Annotated in this window: 15 protein-coding genes; 11 read left to right on the top strand and 4 right to left on the bottom strand. The window is 56.1% G+C overall.

Annotated elements, in window-relative coordinates; genetic code table 11:
• The first annotated feature begins 131 nt into the window (after nt 1-131).
• The 5 genes from lon (at nt 132) to ACOTX5_RS09520 (ending at nt 6,078) form a co-directional block, all read left to right on the top strand.
• Nucleotides 132-2,486, top strand: coding sequence for an endopeptidase La (lon, locus tag ACOTX5_RS09540; protein ID WP_014882775.1), 2,355 nt, complete (start codon nt 132-134; stop codon nt 2,484-2,486).
• 210 nt (nt 2,487-2,696) lie between these two features.
• On the top strand, nt 2,697-2,969 hold the full coding sequence (gene hupB / locus ACOTX5_RS09535; protein WP_002444653.1) for a nucleoid-associated protein HU-beta: 273 nt from the start codon (nt 2,697-2,699) through the stop codon (nt 2,967-2,969).
• 212 nt (nt 2,970-3,181) lie between these two features.
• Nucleotides 3,182-5,053, top strand: coding sequence for a peptidylprolyl isomerase (gene ppiD / locus ACOTX5_RS09530; RefSeq protein ID WP_017383192.1), 1,872 nt, complete (start codon nt 3,182-3,184; stop codon nt 5,051-5,053).
• 148 nt (nt 5,054-5,201) lie between these two features.
• Nucleotides 5,202-5,582 carry a helix-hairpin-helix domain-containing protein gene (locus ACOTX5_RS09525; protein ID WP_017383193.1) on the top strand — a complete coding sequence of 127 codons (381 nt, stop codon included), beginning with the start codon at nt 5,202-5,204 and terminating at the stop codon, nt 5,580-5,582.
• 97 nt (nt 5,583-5,679) lie between these two features.
• Nucleotides 5,680-6,078, top strand: a complete 399-nt coding sequence (locus ACOTX5_RS09520; protein ID WP_017694410.1) for a YbgC/FadM family acyl-CoA thioesterase — start codon at nt 5,680-5,682, stop codon at nt 6,076-6,078.
• A 62-nt stretch (nt 6,079-6,140) separates the two neighbouring features.
• On the opposite strand, the gene queC is transcribed toward ACOTX5_RS09520, so the two are convergent.
• Both queC and ACOTX5_RS09510 read right to left on the bottom strand, forming a co-directional pair.
• On the bottom strand, nt 6,141-6,836 hold the full coding sequence (gene queC / locus ACOTX5_RS09515; protein ID WP_045327595.1) for a 7-cyano-7-deazaguanine synthase QueC: 696 nt from the start codon (nt 6,834-6,836) through the stop codon (nt 6,141-6,143).
• Between the two features lie 66 nt (nt 6,837-6,902).
• Complete coding sequence (locus ACOTX5_RS09510) at nt 6,903-8,603, bottom strand: SgrR family transcriptional regulator (RefSeq protein WP_023296028.1); 1,701 nt, start codon at nt 8,601-8,603, stop codon at nt 6,903-6,905.
• 101 nt (nt 8,604-8,704) lie between these two features.
• Between ACOTX5_RS09510 and cof the strand changes: the two genes are divergently transcribed.
• Nucleotides 8,705-9,523 (top strand): HMP-PP phosphatase, encoded by an 819-nt coding sequence (gene cof, locus ACOTX5_RS09505; RefSeq protein ID WP_017383195.1) that lies wholly within the window; start codon nt 8,705-8,707, stop codon nt 9,521-9,523.
• 41 nt (nt 9,524-9,564) lie between these two features.
• Here cof and ACOTX5_RS09500 read toward each other — a convergent pair whose 3' ends face one another.
• Complete coding sequence (locus tag ACOTX5_RS09500) at nt 9,565-10,611, bottom strand: PLP-dependent cysteine synthase family protein (protein WP_017383196.1); 1,047 nt, start codon at nt 10,609-10,611, stop codon at nt 9,565-9,567.
• Between the two features lie 115 nt (nt 10,612-10,726).
• Between ACOTX5_RS09500 and ACOTX5_RS09495 the strand changes: the two genes are divergently transcribed.
• The 5 genes from ACOTX5_RS09495 (at nt 10,727) to amtB (ending at nt 16,615) form a co-directional block, all read left to right on the top strand.
• On the top strand, nt 10,727-11,185 hold the full coding sequence (locus ACOTX5_RS09495; RefSeq protein ID WP_015571267.1) for an Lrp/AsnC family transcriptional regulator: 459 nt from the start codon (nt 10,727-10,729) through the stop codon (nt 11,183-11,185).
• Nucleotides 11,186-11,215: 30 nt separating this feature from the next.
• Entirely contained in the window at nt 11,216-12,970 is a 1,755-nt protein-coding gene (locus ACOTX5_RS09490; protein ID WP_023303195.1) for a SmdA family multidrug ABC transporter permease/ATP-binding protein, read from the top strand.
• On the top strand, nt 12,963-14,744 hold the full coding sequence (locus ACOTX5_RS09485; protein WP_015571266.1) for a SmdB family multidrug efflux ABC transporter permease/ATP-binding protein: 1,782 nt from the start codon (nt 12,963-12,965) through the stop codon (nt 14,742-14,744). Before ACOTX5_RS09490 ends, ACOTX5_RS09485 begins: the two co-directional genes overlap by 8 nt.
• 210 nt (nt 14,745-14,954) lie before the next feature.
• Nucleotides 14,955-15,293 (top strand): P-II family nitrogen regulator, encoded by a 339-nt coding sequence (glnK, locus tag ACOTX5_RS09480; RefSeq protein WP_006809867.1) that lies wholly within the window; start codon nt 14,955-14,957, stop codon nt 15,291-15,293.
• Nucleotides 15,294-15,328: 35 nt separating this feature from the next.
• Complete coding sequence (gene amtB, locus ACOTX5_RS09475) at nt 15,329-16,615, top strand: ammonium transporter AmtB (protein ID WP_015571265.1); 1,287 nt, start codon at nt 15,329-15,331, stop codon at nt 16,613-16,615.
• 95 nt (nt 16,616-16,710) lie between these two features.
• Here the strand turns inward: amtB and tesB are convergent, their stop codons facing one another.
• Entirely contained in the window at nt 16,711-17,571 is an 861-nt protein-coding gene (gene tesB, locus ACOTX5_RS09470) for an acyl-CoA thioesterase II (RefSeq protein ID WP_015571264.1), read from the bottom strand.
• Nucleotides 17,572-17,608 lie beyond the last annotated feature (37 nt).

The raw sequence follows: 17,608 nt of genomic DNA, 5'->3' as shown, positions 1-17,608 counted from the left end.
TACTTTTTCCGTATTCATGGCGTTGAATGTATGGGAAACATCCCCATATACTGGATTACATGTTAATGGTTGTGTGAAGCACAGTTACATGACCAGTTTACCTGGCGGACACTAAACTAAGAGAGAGCTCTATGAATCCTGAGCGTTCTGAACGCATTGAAATCCCCGTATTGCCGTTGCGCGATGTGGTGGTTTATCCGCACATGGTCATACCCTTATTTGTAGGGCGGGAAAAATCTATCCGTTGCCTCGAAGCCGCCATGGATCATGATAAAAAAATCATGTTGGTCGCGCAGAAGGAAGCATCAACGGATGAGCCGGGTGTAAACGATCTTTTCACCGTCGGGACCGTGGCCTCTATTTTGCAGATGCTGAAGCTGCCAGACGGCACCGTGAAGGTGCTGGTGGAAGGCTTACAGCGTGCGCGTATTACCACTCTGTCAGACGATGGCGAGCACTTCTCTGCGAAGGCAGAGTACCTTGATTCACCGGAACTTGATGAGCGCGAACAGGAAGTGCTGGTACGCACCGCGATCAGCCAGTTCGAAGGCTACATCAAGCTGAATAAGAAAATCCCACCTGAAGTGCTGACGTCGCTGAACAGCATCGACGATCCTGCACGTCTGGCGGATACCATCGCTGCGCACATGCCGCTGAAGCTTGCCGACAAACAGTCCGTGCTGGAAATGTCCGACGTTAACGAACGTCTGGAATACCTGATGGCGATGATGGAGTCTGAGATCGATCTGCTCCAGGTTGAGAAGCGCATTCGCAACCGCGTCAAAAAGCAGATGGAAAAATCGCAGCGTGAGTACTATCTGAACGAGCAAATGAAAGCCATTCAGAAAGAGCTCGGCGAGATGGACGATGCGCCGGATGAAAACGAAGCGCTGAAGCGTAAGATCGACGCGGCGAAGATGCCGAAAGAGGCGAAAGAGAAAGCCGAAGCTGAGTTGCAGAAGCTGAAAATGATGTCTCCGATGTCGGCAGAGGCGACCGTCGTGCGCGGCTATATTGAGTGGATGGTGCAGGTTCCGTGGAATGCCCGCAGCAAGGTCAAAAAAGACCTGCGTCAGGCGCAGGAAATCCTCGATACCGACCACTACGGCCTGGAACGCGTGAAAGACCGCATTCTTGAGTACCTCGCGGTACAAAGCCGTGTGAACAAAATCAAAGGCCCAATCCTGTGCCTGGTAGGGCCTCCAGGCGTGGGTAAAACCTCTCTGGGCCAGTCCATCGCCAAAGCGACCGGACGTAAGTATATCCGTATGGCGCTGGGCGGCGTACGCGATGAAGCGGAAATCCGCGGTCACCGTCGTACCTACATCGGTTCCATGCCGGGCAAGCTGATCCAGAAGATGGCGAAAGTGGGGGTTAAAAACCCGCTGTTCCTGCTCGATGAGATCGACAAAATGTCTTCGGACATGCGTGGCGATCCGGCGTCGGCGCTGCTGGAAGTGCTTGATCCAGAACAGAACGTGGCGTTCAGCGATCACTACCTGGAAGTGGACTACGACCTGAGCGATGTGATGTTCGTGGCGACCTCCAACTCCATGAACATTCCGGCCCCGCTGCTGGACCGTATGGAAGTGATCCGTCTCTCCGGTTATACCGAAGATGAGAAGCTGAACATTGCTAAGCAGCACCTGCTGCCGAAACAGATTGAGCGTAACGCGCTGAAAGCCAACGAGCTGACCGTCGAGGACAGCGCGATTATTGGCATCATTCGCTATTACACCCGTGAAGCGGGCGTTCGTAGCCTCGAGCGTGAGATCTCTAAGCTGTGCCGTAAGGCGGTGAAACAGCTGCTGCTGGATAAGAGCCTGAAGCACATTGTGATTAACGGCGACAATCTGCATGCTTACCTTGGCGTTCAGCGCTTCGACTACGGTCGTGCGGACAACGAAAACCGCGTTGGTCAGGTGACCGGTCTGGCATGGACGGAAGTGGGCGGCGATCTGCTGACCATCGAAACCGCCTGTGTCCCGGGCAAAGGCAAGCTGACCTACACCGGTTCACTGGGTGAAGTGATGCAGGAGTCCATCCAGGCGGCGCTGACCGTGGTGCGCGCGCGCGCGGAAAAACTGGGTATCAACCCGGATTTCTACGAAAAACGCGACATTCACGTTCACGTTCCGGAAGGGGCGACGCCGAAAGATGGCCCAAGCGCGGGTATTGCCATGTGTACGGCGCTGGTTTCCTGCCTGACAGGGAACCCGGTTCGTGCTGATGTGGCCATGACCGGTGAAATTACGCTGCGTGGTCAGGTACTGCCTATCGGCGGGTTAAAAGAAAAACTGCTGGCGGCACACCGCGGTGGGATCAAAACCGTATTGATCCCTTACGAAAATAAACGCGATCTGGAAGAGATTCCGGACAACGTTATTGCCGATTTGCAGATCCATCCGGTGAAACGCATTGAGGAAGTTCTGACTCTCGCACTGCAAAATGAACCGTCCGGAATGCAGGTTGTAACCGCAAAATAGTGACCTCGCGCAAAGAGCGCCAATAAAAACAAGGCTGGTAAGTCATTTCGTACTTGCCAGCCTTTTTTTGTATAGCTAATTTAGATTGCTGATTGGGTTAGCCATCAACAACGGGTGTTGTAAGGTCATAGCAGGACTGATATAACTGCTGCGCGGTCGCGCTGTGAAGGATTCAGGTGCGATATAAATTATAAAGAGAGGAAGAGAACAGTGAATAAATCTCAACTGATTGACAAAATTGCTGCGGGTGCTGATATTTCTAAAGCTGCAGCTGGACGTGCTTTAGATGCTTTAATTGCTTCTGTTACTGAATCTCTGCAAGCTGGGGACGACGTTGCACTGGTAGGCTTCGGTACTTTTGCGGTTAAAGAGCGTGCAGCCCGTACTGGCCGCAACCCTCAGACCGGTAAAGAGATCACCATTGCTGCCGCTAAAGTGCCGGGTTTCCGTGCAGGTAAAGCGCTGAAAGACGCAGTAAACTGATTGCTTTCCCGCTCCAGGGAAGCTGAAAAGTACAAGGGCGCATCGTTTGATGTGCCTTTTTTGTTTGTCCAGACCTGATTTGTGCGAGTTTATGCGAGTTGTGGGCTGACAATTGCCCTGTTTTCTTGTCACAATACGCCTTTACGCGCGACGGTCAGGATTTTCCGTCAGCGTCAGGTAACCAGTCACCTACAGCGGAGTGTTGTTACACCATGATGGACAGCTTACGCACGGCTGCTAACAGTCTCGTGCTCAAGATTATTTTCGGTATCATTATCGTGTCGTTCATATTGACCGGTGTGAGTAGTTACCTCATCGGCGGTGGCGCGAACTACGCCGCAAAAGTGAATGGCCAGGAAATTAGCCGTGGGCAGTTCGAGAACGCTTTTGCTGGTGAACGTAACCGCATGCAGCAGCAACTGGGCGACCAATACTCTGAACTTGCAGCCAACGAAGGCTATATGAAAAACCTGCGTCAGCAGACGCTGAACCGCCTTATCGACGAAGCGCTGTTGGATCAGTACGCGAAAAGCCTGGGTCTGGGCATCAGCGATGAGCAGGTTAAAAAAGCCATCTTCTCGACGCAGGCTTTCCAGTCTAATGGGAAGTTCGACAACGCGCGTTACAACAGCATTGTTAACCAGATGGGTATGACGGCTGACCAGTACGCTCAGGCGCTGCGTAACCAGTTGACCACGCAACAGCTGATCAACGCGGTGGTGGGCACCGATTTCATGCTGAAAGGCGAAACTGAAGAGCTGGCGGCACTGGTGGCGCAGCAACGCGTGGTGCGTGAAGCGACGATTGATGTCAACGCACTGGCAGCGAAACAGCAGGTTAGCGACGCTGAAGTTAATGCTTACTACGAGCAAAACAAGAACAACTTCATCTCTCCGGAACAGTTCCGCGTAAGCTATATCAAGCTGGATGCAGCTGCGATGCAGGAAAACGCGACTGACGCCGAGATCCAGTCTTATTACGACCAGCATCAGGATCAGTTCACTCAGCCGCAGCGTAACCGTTACAGCGTGATCCAGACCAAAACGGAAGCAGAAGCGAAAGCCGTGCTGGACGAGCTGAACAAAGGCGCTGATTTCGCCACCTTAGCGAAAGCAAAATCCACCGACATTATTTCTGCCAAAAACGGCGGTGATATGGGCTGGCTGGAAGAGTCCACTACCCCGGACGAGCTGAAAAATGCAGGCCTGAAAGAGAAAGGCCAACTGTCTGGTGTAATCAAATCCTCCGTTGGTTTCCTGGTGGCGCGTCTGGACGATGTTGTGGCGGCGAAAACCAAGCCGCTGGCTGACGTTCGTGATGATATCGCTGCGAAAGTGAAGCAGGAGAAAGCGCTGGACGCCTTCTATGCTCTGCAACAGAAAGTGAGCGATGCCGCAAGCAACGACAATGAATCACTGGCGGGTGCTGAGCAGGCTGCTGGCGTTAAAGCGGTTGAGACGGGCTGGTTCAGCCACGAAAACCTGCCGGAAGAACTGAACTTCAAACCAGTTTCAGATGCCATTTTCAATGGTGGTCTGGTCGGTGAGAACGGTACGCCGGGCAGCAACTCAGACATCATTACCGTTGACGGTGACCGTGCGTTCGTACTGCGCGTCAGCGAGCACAAAGCCGAGGCAGTGAAGCCCCTGGCGGAAGTGAAAGATCAGGTGGTGGCGCTGGTCAAACACAACAAAGCGGCACAGCAGGCAAAACTGGATGCAGAGAAAATTCTGGCCGATCTGAAAGCCGGTAAGAACGATGCGCTGAAAGCGGCTGGCCTGAGCTTTGGCGAAGCAAAAACGCTGAGCCGTACCGGTCAGGATCCTGTCAGCCAGGCGGCGTTTGGCCTGAGCCTGCCGGCGAAAGACAAACCTGTCTTTGGCACCACGACCGATATGCAGGGTAACGTGGTGCTTCTGGCGCTGGATGAAGTAAAAGCCGGTACGCTGCCAGACGCGCAGAAGAAGGCCATGGTTCAGGGAATTACCCAGAACAATGCCCAGATTGCTTTCGAAGCGATGATGAGCAACCTGCGTAAAGAAGCCAAAATCAAACTGGGTGATGTGGTCACTCAGGAGCAATAATTACGTATCTGCTCGCAGATTTTCGTAACGCTCTGCAAAAACTAAAGGCCGCTTTCGCGGCCTTTTCCATTTCTGCAATCTGTTGTTTGTCCCTGTTTTCCCGTGCGGTTATTGTGGCGTGGCTGTCAACAAACAAGGAGAAAACAGCATGAAATGTGGAATCAAAGCACTGTTAATTACACTGGCTATTGCCACTTCCGGGATGAGTGCGGGCGCGCTGGCGGCGTCCCCCTCGGTTAAAGCGCAGGCTGCACAAAACCAGGCCGATGCAACGTCACAAGGTCATGTTAAAGCCAACGCGACGGCCAGCACGAAAGCCATTGAGGACGAGGGTACGCGGGTCAGTATCAATACTGCCTCTGCGGACGATCTTGCCCGCGTTATGAATGGTGTGGGTCTAAAAAAAGCGCAGGCCATCGTCAGCTATCGTGAAGAGTATGGCCCTTTCAAAACCCTTGACGATCTCAAGCAGGTGCCGGGTATGGGCAGCGCGCTGGTTGAGCGCAATCTCGCACACCTGACGCTGTAATCGCGTAATCACTTGCACTGCGGCAAAAATTTGCCAGGATAAAGAGGTCATACCAGTTATGACCTCTGAACCTATAACAACGAAAGGCTATTGCGCTATGCAGACACAAATCAAAGTCCGTGGTTATCACCTCGATGTTTACCAGCACGTCAATAACGCCCGCTACCTTGAATTTCTTGAAGAGGCGCGCTGGGACGGCCTGGAGAACAGCGAAAGCTTCCAGTGGCTGACCGCACACAACATCGCGTTTGTGGTCGTCAATATCAACATTAACTACCGCCGCCCGGCTGTGCTGGGGGATGTGCTCACCGTGACCAGTGAGGTCCAACAACTGAATGGCAAAAGTGGTGTATTGAGCCAGGTCGTTACGCTGGAGCCAGAAGGGCAGGTGGTGGCCGATGCGCTGATCACCTTTGTCTGTATCGATCTCAAAACCCAGAAAGCGTTGCCGCTGGAAGGGGAGTTGCGCGAAAAGCTGGAGCTGATGATCGCGTAAGAAATGTTCAGGAATAACTGTGCTGTCGACACTTACCGTTCGACAGCACGGTCAGGTAGCCCTTATTTCAGCCCGGTCTTTTTCTGCATCGCGGCCATCACGCCCGCTTTATCCGCAAAATAATGATTCAGACCGTTCGCGCGCAGGTTACAGGCGGCACACTGCCCGCAGCCGTCCCCTTTAATGCCGTTGTAGCAGGTCAGGGTCTCGTTGCGAACAACATCCAGCTTGCCCCAGTAGTCGGCCAGGGCCCAGGTTTCAGCCTTATCCAGCCACATCAGCGGCGTTTCGAAGCGGGTCTCTTTTGCCATTCCCAGATCGACAGCGTGATTGAGTGCTTTCACGAATTCATCCCGGCAGTCCGGGTAGCCAGAGAAGTCGGTCTCACATACGCCCGTGATCACCGCTTCGGCTTTCACCTGGTAGGCATAGATCGCCGTCAGGGTCAGGAAGAGAATGTTGCGGCCCGGTACGAAGGTGCTCGGAATGCCGCTGGCATCCGGTTCGTAATCAGGCACCGGAATGCTGTCGCGGGTGAGGCTGCTGACGGCCAGTTCATTTAACAGCGTCACGTCCAGCACTTTATGAGCGCGGGCGCCCAGTTTGAGGGCCAGTTCACGAGCGACATCGATTTCAGCGCGATGACGCTGACCATAATCAAAAGTGACGCAGTGCACTTCATCATACTGGTGAAGCGCCTGAATCAGGCAGGTGGTGGAATCTTGTCCTCCGCTGAACACGACGACGGCACGTTTCATAGATCATCTCGACAGTTACAGTAAAAGCGTCATGTTAACGCCTGGCTAAAGCGGCGACCAGCTTCTTCACGCGTTTGGGGGAGGAAGCCAGGCTTCGGTGAAGTCAAACCAGCCGCGAGTGTTAAGGCGTATGCCGTTGACGCCCGGAGGCGCGCTGATTTGATACTGGTAGTTAAAGAGCGGCGTCAGGACGGCTGTCTCCATTAACCGGCTGAAGATAGCCTGAAGTCCTGCGTGTCGGTCACGTTCGTCGGCCTGCGTCTGCACCGCATCCAGCGTGGCCTGCAAATGGGCGTATGCCGGTGCGCTCAGCAGATGCGGCCAGAGCGCATCGCAGCGGAGCCACTGCTCAAGCGTGTACGCTGGCGCTTCGCCAATCAGTCTGTCTCCCATCATGATGTCTGCATCGGCAAGCTGCTGGCACCCGTCCCACGTTTTGGCGTCGTGAAAGATGACGGTCAGTTCACAACCCTGCCGCGCAAGGTATGCTTTTAACTGGCTGGCCATGGTGTGAAGCTCAACCGGCAGGTGGTAGACGAGCGTCAATGCCTCTGGCAGCGCAACGTCGGTTAAATCAGGCCATTGGGGGATCGCCCAGCCGGGAAGCAGTTCCTCGGTAGGGGTGATGAGCCCTTCGTTCAGGGGAAGCGTGTGCAGCAGCGTTGAGAGATGAATGATATTAATCAGCCGCTTTGCCTGAAGTTCGCTCAGACGTGGGCTCTGTTTCAGCGTGAGGTAGCAGAAACCCAGACTGGTGCTGTTACTCACCAGCCGCAGGCTGGCCAGCTCGTCGGCCTCGCCAATGGCGATTTGCACCGGGTGGCGACAGCTGGTGCCCAGACTGTAGTCAAAAAGCTGGGGCGTGATCCAGTACTCGATAGCCTTAAGCAACGGATGGCCAAGGTGATACTGCTCGTGGCTTTCCAGACGCACCAGTTCAGGCTCAAAAACGCTCAGTCGAAAGGGACCGCTGCCCACCACGGGGTAATCGGGATGCGCCAGACGGCTACAGTAGGTTGCCAGCCTGTGCGCCAGCCAGTAGTCAGGTTGATGGAGAATAAACGTCAGGCACTGCGGATGCGTGGTTTCGATACGTAAGACGCTGCGGAAAAGCGTGCCCAAGCCGGGCTGCGATAACAGCGCCGTCAGGCTTTGCCGGAGCTGTGCCGTCTCTATTTTATCGCCGTTATGCCAGTGCAGGGTGGAGCGAATGTAGAAATGCCAGCGCAGGCCGTCAGCGGAGATTTCCCAGTGATGCGCCAGATCGCCCGTGGGTTCACTGCTGGTACCATTAAAACGCGTCAAACCAGAGAATACCTGTCCCGCCAGATGCTGCTCCGCCCGGCCAGGGAGAAACCCCGGCTGAAGCGGCTCCAGCGAGCGATAGTAGGGAATACGCAGCGTCGGCGTATCGTTCTGCCACTGCCCGCCCATAAACGGATGCAGCAGCGATCGCAAATCTTCAGGCGCGAGCTGGGCCAGCTCCAGCGCGTTGTGCTGCTGTCCACTTTTCAGGGCCTCTTCCATCATCGTATTACGCAACGAGTCCGGGGTGACGTGAAAGCGTAATTCCCCACGCTTACCTCGTCCGGAGCGGGCGTGCCAGCTTAGCCAGCCCGCCTCCTGCGCCTGGCGCAGCAGGGTGCGAACATGTCGCTCGCTGCAAAAGCAGCGGCTGGCAAGTTCACTGATGGTCACCTGCTGCGGTGCGCCGGCGGAGGGGTGCCACAGACGCTGATACTGGTTAAGACGATTAAGCTGGCGCATGAAAAACCCGGAACAATAATTATCATCTATTCACTATTACTTCCGTATATCTCACGTAATACTGATGCACAAGTTAACCGCATCACATTTCGGGAGTAATTATGGCTCGGCTCGCTGCATTTGATATGGACGGCACGCTGTTAATGCCGGATCACCGTTTAGGGGAGAAAACCCTGAACACACTTAAGCGCCTGCGCGAGCGTGAAGTCACCCTGACGTTTGCCACTGGTCGTCATGTTCTCGAGATGCGCCATCTGCTGGGAACATTTGCCCTCGATGCGTTCCTGATCACCGGCAACGGGACGCGCATTCACTCCGTCGACGGCAATATGCTGCACCGTCAGGATCTGAATCCGGAAGTGGCGGACATTGTCCTGCACAGCACCTGGGATACGCAGGCCAGCGTGCATGTTTTTAATGATGAAGGCTGGTTTACCGGGCGTGAGATCCCGGCCTTGCTGCACGCTCACGTTTACAGCGGCTTTAAATATCAGCTTATCGATTTGCGCCGCATTCCGGCACACAAGGTGACCAAGATCTGCTTCTGCGGCGATCACGACGATCTCTGCCGCCTGCGTATTCAGCTTAACGAGGCGCTGGGCGACCGGGCGCACCTGACCTTCTCGGCGGTGGACTGCCTTGAAGTGCTGCCGGTGGGCTGTAACAAAGGATCTGCGCTGGCGGTGCTGAGCGATCATCTGGGGCTGACGATGCAGGACTGTATGGCCTTTGGTGACGCCATGAACGACCACGAGATGCTGAGCAGCGTGGGTCGTGGACTGATTATGGGGAACGCGATGCCGCAACTTATCGCCGCGCTCCCGCATTTACCGGTTATCGGACACTGTCGTAACGAAGCGGTGTCCCATTTTTTGACGCATTGGCTGGACAAAAATAACCTCCCATATTCCCCCGAATAGTGAGACCCTTCCAGCAAGCCAGGCTTTAGCCTGGCTTTTTTTTATTTCACCAGCTGCGAAATCTGCGCTTTCCACGGTTCTACATCGCCAATAGTTGCCTGCACCCATTCTGCGTTGTAATAGGTGTCCAGGTAGCGCTCCCCGCTGTCACACAGCAGCGTGACGACAGAGCCGGTACGGCCTTCTTCGCGCATCCTCGCGGCCAGCTGTAGCGCGCCCCACATATTGGTGCCGGTGGAAGCCCCGACTTTACGGCCAAGCTGTGTCTCCAGCCAGTGCGCCGTCGCGACGCTGGCGGCGTCCGGCACGCGGAGCATCTCATCCACAACGTCCGGAATGAACGAGGGTTCGACGCGCGGGCGACCAATCCCTTCGATCTTGCTCCCCACGGGGCTGCGCAGGCTGGCATCGCGGGATTGCCAGTAATCGAGGAACACCGAGTTTTGCGGGTCAACCACCATCAGCTGCGTATCATAACCCTGACAGCGGATATAACGTCCGATGGTGGCGGAGGTTCCGCCCGTGCCCGCGCTCATGACAATGTAAGAGGGAACAGGATGCGGCTCGTGGGTCATCTGGCGGAAAATGCTGTCCGCAATGTTATTATTGCCGCGCCAGTCGGTGGCGCGCTCGGCGAAGGTAAACTGGTCCATATAGTGACCATTCAGTTCGCGGGCCAGCATTTCGGAGGCCGCATAGATTTCGCAGGCGCTTTCCACAAAGTGGCAGCGTCCGCCGTAAAATTCGATCTGTTCGACTTTACGTTTCGCCGTGCAGGAGGGCATCACGGCGATAAACGGGAGGCCCAGCAGGCGGGCAAAGTAGGCTTCGGAGACGGCAGTTGATCCGGACGACGATTCAATAATCGTGGTGCCTTCTTTGATCCAGCCGTTACATAAACCGTATAAAAAGAGTGAACGCGCCAGGCGATGCTTCAGGCTGCCGGTAGGATGGGTGCTTTCATCCTTCAGGTAAAGCTGAATGCCGGGAAATCCAGGCAGAGGCAGGCGGATCAAGTGGGTGTCTGCCGAGCGCTGATAGTCGGCATTTATTTCGCTGATGGCATGTTTAACCCAGGTGCTATTCATCGTAGTTATCCGTTTGTCATTTTGTGCCCAGCATAGCGAAAAGCACAGAAAAAATTGTTGCTATCTGACCTTTAAAATAGAATGTAAGGAGAATAATTTTCTCTTCGAGGTGGCTATGTTAGATAAAATTGATCGTAAGCTGCTTTCTTTGCTGCAAAGCGACTGCACCCTCTCTTTGCAGGCGCTGGCAGATGCCGTTAATCTGACCACCACACCGTGCTGGAAGCGCCTCAAGAAGCTGGAAGATGATGGCATTCTGCTGGGACGCGTGGCGTTGCTGGATCCCGAAAAACTGGGGCTTGGACTGACCGCCTTCGTCCTGATAAAAACGCAGCATCACAGTAGCGAATGGTACTGCCGCTTCGTCACCCAGGTTTCCGACATGCCCGAAGTGCTCGGCTTCTGGCGCATGGCGGGGGAATACGACTATCTGATGCGCGTTCAGGTGGCAGACATGAAGCGCTACGATGATTTCTACAAGCGGCTGGTCAATAGCGTACCAGGCTTGTCCGATGTCACCTCCAGTTTCGCCATGGAACAGATTAAATACACCACAGCGTTACCCATTGAATAACTTCTTAAAATACCTTCAGGAAAAGACCGCGTGCGATTATTTGCCCAATTAAGCTGGTACTTTCGTCGGGAGTGGCAACGCTACCTCGGCGCGGTGGCCCTGCTTATTATCATTGCCATTCTGCAACTAATCCCGCCCAAAGTGGTGGGTTACGTCGTGGATGGCGTTACGGAACAACATTACACCGCCGCACGGGTGATGATGTGGGGCGGTACGCTGGTGCTGACGGCCGTGGTGGTTTACCTGCTGCGTTATGTCTGGCGCGTGCTGCTGTTCGGCGCGTCCTATCAGCTTGCCGTTGAGCTGCGCGAGGACTTTTACCGCCAGCTGAGCCGCCAGCACCCTGAGTTTTATCTGCGTCACCGTACCGGGGATCTCATCGCCCGCGCCACTAACGATGTAGACCGCGTGGTGTTTGCCGCCGGTGAAGGGGTGCTAACGCTGGTGGATTCCCTGGTGATGGGCTGTGCGGTACTGATTGTGATGTCTACGCAAATTAGCTGGGAGCTCACGCTGCTGGCGCTGCTGCCGATGCCGCTGATGGCGCTGGCAATTAACCGCTACGGCGAGCAGCTCCATGAACGCTTTAAGCTGGCGCAGGCGGCGTTCTCGTCGCTGAACGATCGCACCCAGGAGAGCATGACCAGCATCCGCATGATTAAAGCGTTTGGTCTGGAAGACCGCCAGTCCGCGCTGTTTGCCGCCGACGCCGCCGATACCGGCGCGAAAAACATGCGCGTGGCGCGTATTGATGCCCGTTTCGATCCGACAATTTATATTGCGATTGGCATGGCGAACCTGCTGGCAGTGGGCGGCGGCAGCTGGATGGTGGTGCAAGGCACGATGACCCTCGGGCAGTTAACCAGCTTTGCGATGTACCTTGGGCTGATGATCTGGCCGATGCTGGCGCTGGCCTGGATGTTTAATATCGTTGAACGCGGGAGCGCCGCTTACAGCCGTATCCGCGCCATGCTGGCGGAAGTGCCGGTCGTGAACGATGGCAGCGAGCCGGTATCGGAAGGTCCGGGTATTCTCAAGGCTGATATCCGCGCCTTTATCTACCCGCAAACGGAACATCCGGTGCTTGAGAACGTCAGTTTCACGCTGCGTCCTGGTCAGATGCTGGGCATCTGTGGCCCGACGGGTTCCGGTAAAAGCACCATTCTGTCACTGATTCAGCGCCATTTTGACGTGAGCGAAGGCGATATCCGTTTCCACGACGTCCCTCTGCCACGTCTGCTGCTGGATGACTGGCGCAGCCGCCTGGCGGTCGTCAGCCAGACGCCGTTTTTGTTTTCAGACACCATTGCCAACAATATCGCGCTCGGGTGTCCGACGGCGACACAGGACCAGATCGAGCACGTGGCGCGTCTGGCCAGCGTCCACGAGGATATTCTGCGCCTGCCGCAGGGCTACGACACGGAAGTGGGTGAGCGGGGCGTTATGCTCTCCGGCGGACAAAAACAGCGTATCTCTATTGCCCGCGCGCTGCTGCTGGACGCTGAGATCCTGATACTGGATGATGCGCTGTCCGCGGTTGACGGGCGTACTGAACATCAAATTTTGCATAACCTTCGCCAGTGGGGAGAGGGGCGCACGGTCATCATCAGCGCGCACCGTCTGTCGGCCCTTACCGAAGCCAGCGAAATTCTGGTGCTTCAGCACGGGCATATTGCTCAGCGTGGTCAGCATGAGCAGCTTGCCGGGCAGACCGGATGGTATCGGGATATGTACCGCTATCAACAGCTTGAAGCCGCGCTGGATGAGGAGGTCGCCGATGCGTAAGTTTGGACAGATGTGGCCGACGTTAAAACGGCTGCTGGCCTATGGCTCGCCGTGGCGCAAACCGCTTTCCATCGCCGTGCTGTTGCTGTGGATCGCCGCGATTGCGGAGGTGACCGGTCCGCTGCTTATCAGTTATTTCATCGACAATATGGTGGCGAAAAACTATCTGCCGCTGGGGCTGGTGGCGGGGCTGGGCGTGGCGTATGTCGGCCTACAGCTGACGGCGGCGGGGCTGCACTATGCGCAGTCGCTGCTGTTTAACCGGGCTGCCGTGGGCGTGGTCCAGCAGCTTCGCACGGATGTGATGGATGCCGCGCTGCGCCAGCCGCTGAGCGAGTTTGATACTCAGCCGGTCGGGCAGGTTATTTCGCGCGTCACCAATGACACCGAGGTGATCCGCGACCTCTATGTAACCGTTGTCGCAACGGTTCTGCGCAGTGCCGCGTTGATTGGCGCGATGCTGGTGGCGATGTTCAGCCTGGACTGGCGTATGGCGCTGGTGGCGATCGCTATTTTCCCGGCGGTGCTGATTGTGATGGTAATTTACCAGCGCTACAGCACGCCGATTGTTCGTCGCGTGCGCGCTTACCTCGCAGATATCAATGATGGCTTCAACGAAGTGATCAACGGCATGAGCGTTATTCAGCAGTTTCGCCAGCAGGCGCGTTTTGGCGAGCGAATGGGGGAAGCCAGCCGCTCGCACTATATGGCGCGGATGCAGACGTTACGGCTGGATGGCTTCCTGTTACGCCCGCTGCTGAGCCTCTTCTCTGCGCTGGTGCTGTGCGGGCTGTTGATGCTGTTTGGCCTGACGACGCGCGGAACCATCGAGGTGGGGGTACTGTACGCATTTATCAGCTACCTTGGACGCCTTAACGAACCGCTGATTGAACTCACCACGCAGCAATCGATGCTGCAACAGGCAGTGGTCGCGGGCGAACGTGTATTCGAGCTGATGGACAGGCCGCGTCAGACCTATGGCGATGACGAACGCCCGCTGGAAAGTGGATCCATAGCGTTTGATCATGTCTCGTTTGCCTACCGCGACGACCAGCTTGTCTTGCAGGATATTAACCTCGAGGTACCGTCGCGCGGTTTTGTCGCCCTGGTTGGGCATACCGGTAGCGGCAAAAGCACGCTCGCCAGTTTGCTGATGGGCTACTATCCGTTGACGCAGGGGGAGATCCGTCTGGACGGACGGCCGCTTGCCGCGCTTAGCCACAACGCGTTACGTAAGGGCGTCGCGATGGTGCAGCAGGATCCGGTGGTACTGGCGGATACCTTTTATGCCAACGTGACGCTGGGACGACCTTTCACGCCTGAGCAGGTATGGGAGGTGCTGGAAACGGTACAGCTTGCGGATCTGGCGCGCGGGTTAAGCGAGGGGATCCATACCCGGCTGGGTGAGCAGGGCAATAATCTCTCGGTCGGGCAAAAGCAACTTCTTGCGCTGGCGCGCGTGCTGATTGAGACGCCGCAGGTGTTAATTCTGGATGAAGCGACCGCAAGCATTGACTCCGGTACCGAGCAGGCGATCCAGCAGGCGCTGGCTGCCGTGCGGGATCGCACTACGCTGGTGGTAATCGCCCACCGCCTCTCAACCATCGTCGATGCCGATACCATTCTGGTGCTGCACCGTGGCCAGGCCGTTGAACGGGGGACGCACAGAGCGCTGCTTGAGGCAAAAGGACGCTACTGGCAGATGTATCAGTTGCAGCTGGCAGGCGACGAACTGGCCGCCAGCGCGCGCGAGGAAGAGTCACTCAGCGCCTGATGCACCATAACAAGGCAATGCGCTAACAGACTTAACCGTTGGTGCAAAACTGAAACGCACCCTGCACTGCCATGGTGCGTTTTTTTCGCCTCTTCCCGGCGCATCCGCGCCGCGGCGCTTTCCTCCTCACCTTTCACTTCTGGCACACCCTTTGCAATATCCCTTTCGTGTTAGCTGCGGCCATTACCGAATTCTGACTGGAGGGGATATATGAAGCTGGTTACGGTGGTAATCAAACCATTCAAACTCGAAGACGTGCGTGAAGCGCTGTCTTCCATGGGTATTCAGGGACTGACTGTCACCGAAGTGAAAGGCTTTGGGCGTCAGAAAGGTCATGCCGAGCTTTATCGCGGGGCGGAATACAGCGTTAACTTCCTGCCAAAAGTGAAGATTGATGTGGCGATTGCCGACGATCAGCTTGATGAGGTGATTGATGTCGTCAGCAAAGCAGCCTACACCGGAAAAATTGGCGACGGCAAAATTTTCGTTGCCGAACTACAGCGCGTCATTCGCATCCGTACCGGCGAATCTGACGAAGCGGCGTTGTAAGTAACTCCTGGCACACAGTGATAGGGATCGAGAAAATGAAGAAAGCAACAATGAAAACAGGTCTGGGTTCGCTGGCACTGCTGCCGGGCCTGGCAATGGCTGCACCTGCTGTGGCAGACAAAGCCGATAACGCCTTTATGATGATTTGCACCGCGCTGGTGCTGTTCATGACGATTCCGGGGATCGCGCTGTTTTACGGCGGCCTGATCCGCGGCAAGAACGTACTCTCCATGCTGACGCAGGTTGCCGTCACGTTCGCCCTGGTGTGCGTGCTGTGGGTGGTTTACGGTTACTCGCTGGCCTTCGGGGAGGGCAACGCCTTCTTCGGCAACGTTAATTGGGCGATGCTGAAAAATATCGAACTGACCGCGGTGATGGGCAGCTTTTATCAGTATATTCATGTCGCGTTCCAGGGCTCATTCGCCTGCATCACCGTGGGGCTGATTGTGGGCGCGCTGGCTGAGCGTATCCGCTTCTCTGCGGTACTGATTTTCGTGGTGGTCTGGCTGACGCTCTCCTATATCCCGATTGCGCATATGGTCTGGGGAGGTGGTCTGTTGGCTTCCCATGGCGCGCTGGACTTTGCGGGCGGTACCGTTGTGCACATCAACGCCGCGGTAGCAGGTCTGGTAGGCGCATACCTGATTGGTAAGCGCGTGGGCTTCGGGAAGGAAGCATTCAAGCCGCACAATCTGCCGATGGTCTTTACCGGCACCGCCATCCTCTATTTTGGCTGGTTCGGCTTCAACGCAGGTTCAGCCAGCGCCGCTAACGAAATCGCCGCGCTGGCCTTCGTGAATACCGTTGTGGCAACCGCCGGCGCTATCCTCTCATGGGTATTTGGCGAGTGGGCCGTTCGCGGCAAGCCATCGCTGCTGGGTGCCTGTTCCGGGGCGATTGCCGGTCTGGTAGGTATTACGCCAGCGTGCGGTTACGTGGGCGTGGGCGGTGCGCTGCTGATCGGTATCGTCGCAGGACTGGCGGGGCTGTGGGGCGTTACCGCACTGAAACGTGTTCTGCGCGTTGACGATCCGTGTGATGTATTCGGCGTACACGGTGTGTGCGGCATCGTCGGCTGTATCATGACCGGTATCTTTGCTGCCCAATCTCTGGGCGGTGTGGGTTACGCAGAAGGCGTGACCATGATGCATCAGGTGCTGGTACAGCTGGAAAGCATCGCGATCACCGTTGTCTGGTCCGGTGTTGTGGCCTTTATCGGTTACAAGCTGGCTGATATGACCGTTGGGCTGCGCGTGCCGGAAGAGCAGGAGCGCGAAGGCCTGGACGTCAACAGCCACGGCGAGAATGCCTATAACGCATAATTTGAGTGCCTTGCCGGGCGGCGGCTTCGCCTTACCCGGCCTGAAAAAGCACAATTCGCAGGCCCGGTGAGCGCAGCGCCACCGGGCTTTTTACATCACCCGCGATTACGCATCACACCTTCCTGCACGGTAGAAGCCACCAGCACGCCATCCTGAGTGTAAAACTCCCCGCGTACAAAGCCGCGCGCGCTGGACGCAGAGGTACTTTCCACGCTGTAAAGCAGCCATTCGTTCATATCGAATGGACGGTGGAACCACATGGAATGGTCAATTGTGGCTACCTGCATCCCTTTTTCGAGGAAGCCCACACCGTGCGGCTGTAGCGCAACCGGCAGGAAGTTGAAATCCGACGCATACCCCAGCAGGTACTGATGCACGCGTAAATCTGCGGGTACGCTGCCGTTGGCGCGGATCCACACCTGGCGGGCGGGCTCAGCGGTATGCCCCTTCATTGGGTTATGAAATTCGACCGGGCGGATCTCCAGCGGTTTATCGCACAGAAACTTCTCTTTTACCTGCGGCGGCAGCAGATGCGCGAGAGCGCGGGCAATTTCGGTTTCCGATTTCAGATCGTCCGGCGACGGGGCAGACGGCATCTTTTTTTGATGCTCATAGCCCGGCTCTGGCGCCTGGAACGAGGCGGTCATGTAGAAGATGGGTTTGCCATGCTGGATGGCCGCCACGCGACGGGCGCTGAAGCTTTGACCGTCACGCAGAACTTCCACGTCGTAAACAATCGGTTTAGCGCTGTCACCGGGGCGTAAAAAGTAGCTGTGAAACGAGTGCACCAGACGGTCTGCCGGGACGGTCTCCTTGGCGGCATACAGCGCTTGCCCCACGACCTGGCCGCCAAAAACCTGGCGTAAGCCTAAATCTTCGCTCTGTCCGCGAAATAGCCCTTCTTCTATTTTTTCCAGGTTCAGTAATGTCAGCAGATTGTTCAGTGCCTGACTCATAGTGGTCCTCAATAAACGCCGTGGCGAAAGATACGCT

It is taken from the genome of Enterobacter cloacae complex sp. IR5441 (assembly GCF_049238215.1).
Taxonomy (GTDB): domain Bacteria; phylum Pseudomonadota; class Gammaproteobacteria; order Enterobacterales; family Enterobacteriaceae; genus Enterobacter; species Enterobacter hormaechei_C.
Note: the sequence above shows the minus strand (reverse complement) of the source record. Positions and strands in the feature narration are given on the sequence as shown.

Coding starts and splice junctions, on each gene's coding strand:
- ACOTX5_RS09525 (WP_017383193.1), top strand. CDS start 5,202: ATGAAATGTGGAATCAAAGCACTGTTAATTACACTGGCTATTGCCACT.
- ACOTX5_RS09485 (WP_015571266.1), top strand. CDS start 12,963: ATGCGTAAGTTTGGACAGATGTGGCCGACGTTAAAACGGCTGCTGGCC.
- ppiD (WP_017383192.1), top strand. CDS start 3,182: ATGATGGACAGCTTACGCACGGCTGCTAACAGTCTCGTGCTCAAGATT.
- lon (WP_014882775.1), top strand. CDS start 132: ATGAATCCTGAGCGTTCTGAACGCATTGAAATCCCCGTATTGCCGTTG.
- ACOTX5_RS09495 (WP_015571267.1), top strand. CDS start 10,727: ATGTTAGATAAAATTGATCGTAAGCTGCTTTCTTTGCTGCAAAGCGAC.
- queC (WP_045327595.1), bottom strand. CDS start 6,836: ATGAAACGTGCCGTCGTCGTGTTCAGCGGAGGACAAGATTCCACCACC.
- ACOTX5_RS09520 (WP_017694410.1), top strand. CDS start 5,680: ATGCAGACACAAATCAAAGTCCGTGGTTATCACCTCGATGTTTACCAG.
- ACOTX5_RS09500 (WP_017383196.1), bottom strand. CDS start 10,611: ATGAATAGCACCTGGGTTAAACATGCCATCAGCGAAATAAATGCCGAC.
- ACOTX5_RS09510 (WP_023296028.1), bottom strand. CDS start 8,603: ATGCGCCAGCTTAATCGTCTTAACCAGTATCAGCGTCTGTGGCACCCC.
- amtB (WP_015571265.1), top strand. CDS start 15,329: ATGAAGAAAGCAACAATGAAAACAGGTCTGGGTTCGCTGGCACTGCTG.
- cof (WP_017383195.1), top strand. CDS start 8,705: ATGGCTCGGCTCGCTGCATTTGATATGGACGGCACGCTGTTAATGCCG.
- tesB (WP_015571264.1), bottom strand. CDS start 17,571: ATGAGTCAGGCACTGAACAATCTGCTGACATTACTGAACCTGGAAAAA.
- glnK (WP_006809867.1), top strand. CDS start 14,955: ATGAAGCTGGTTACGGTGGTAATCAAACCATTCAAACTCGAAGACGTG.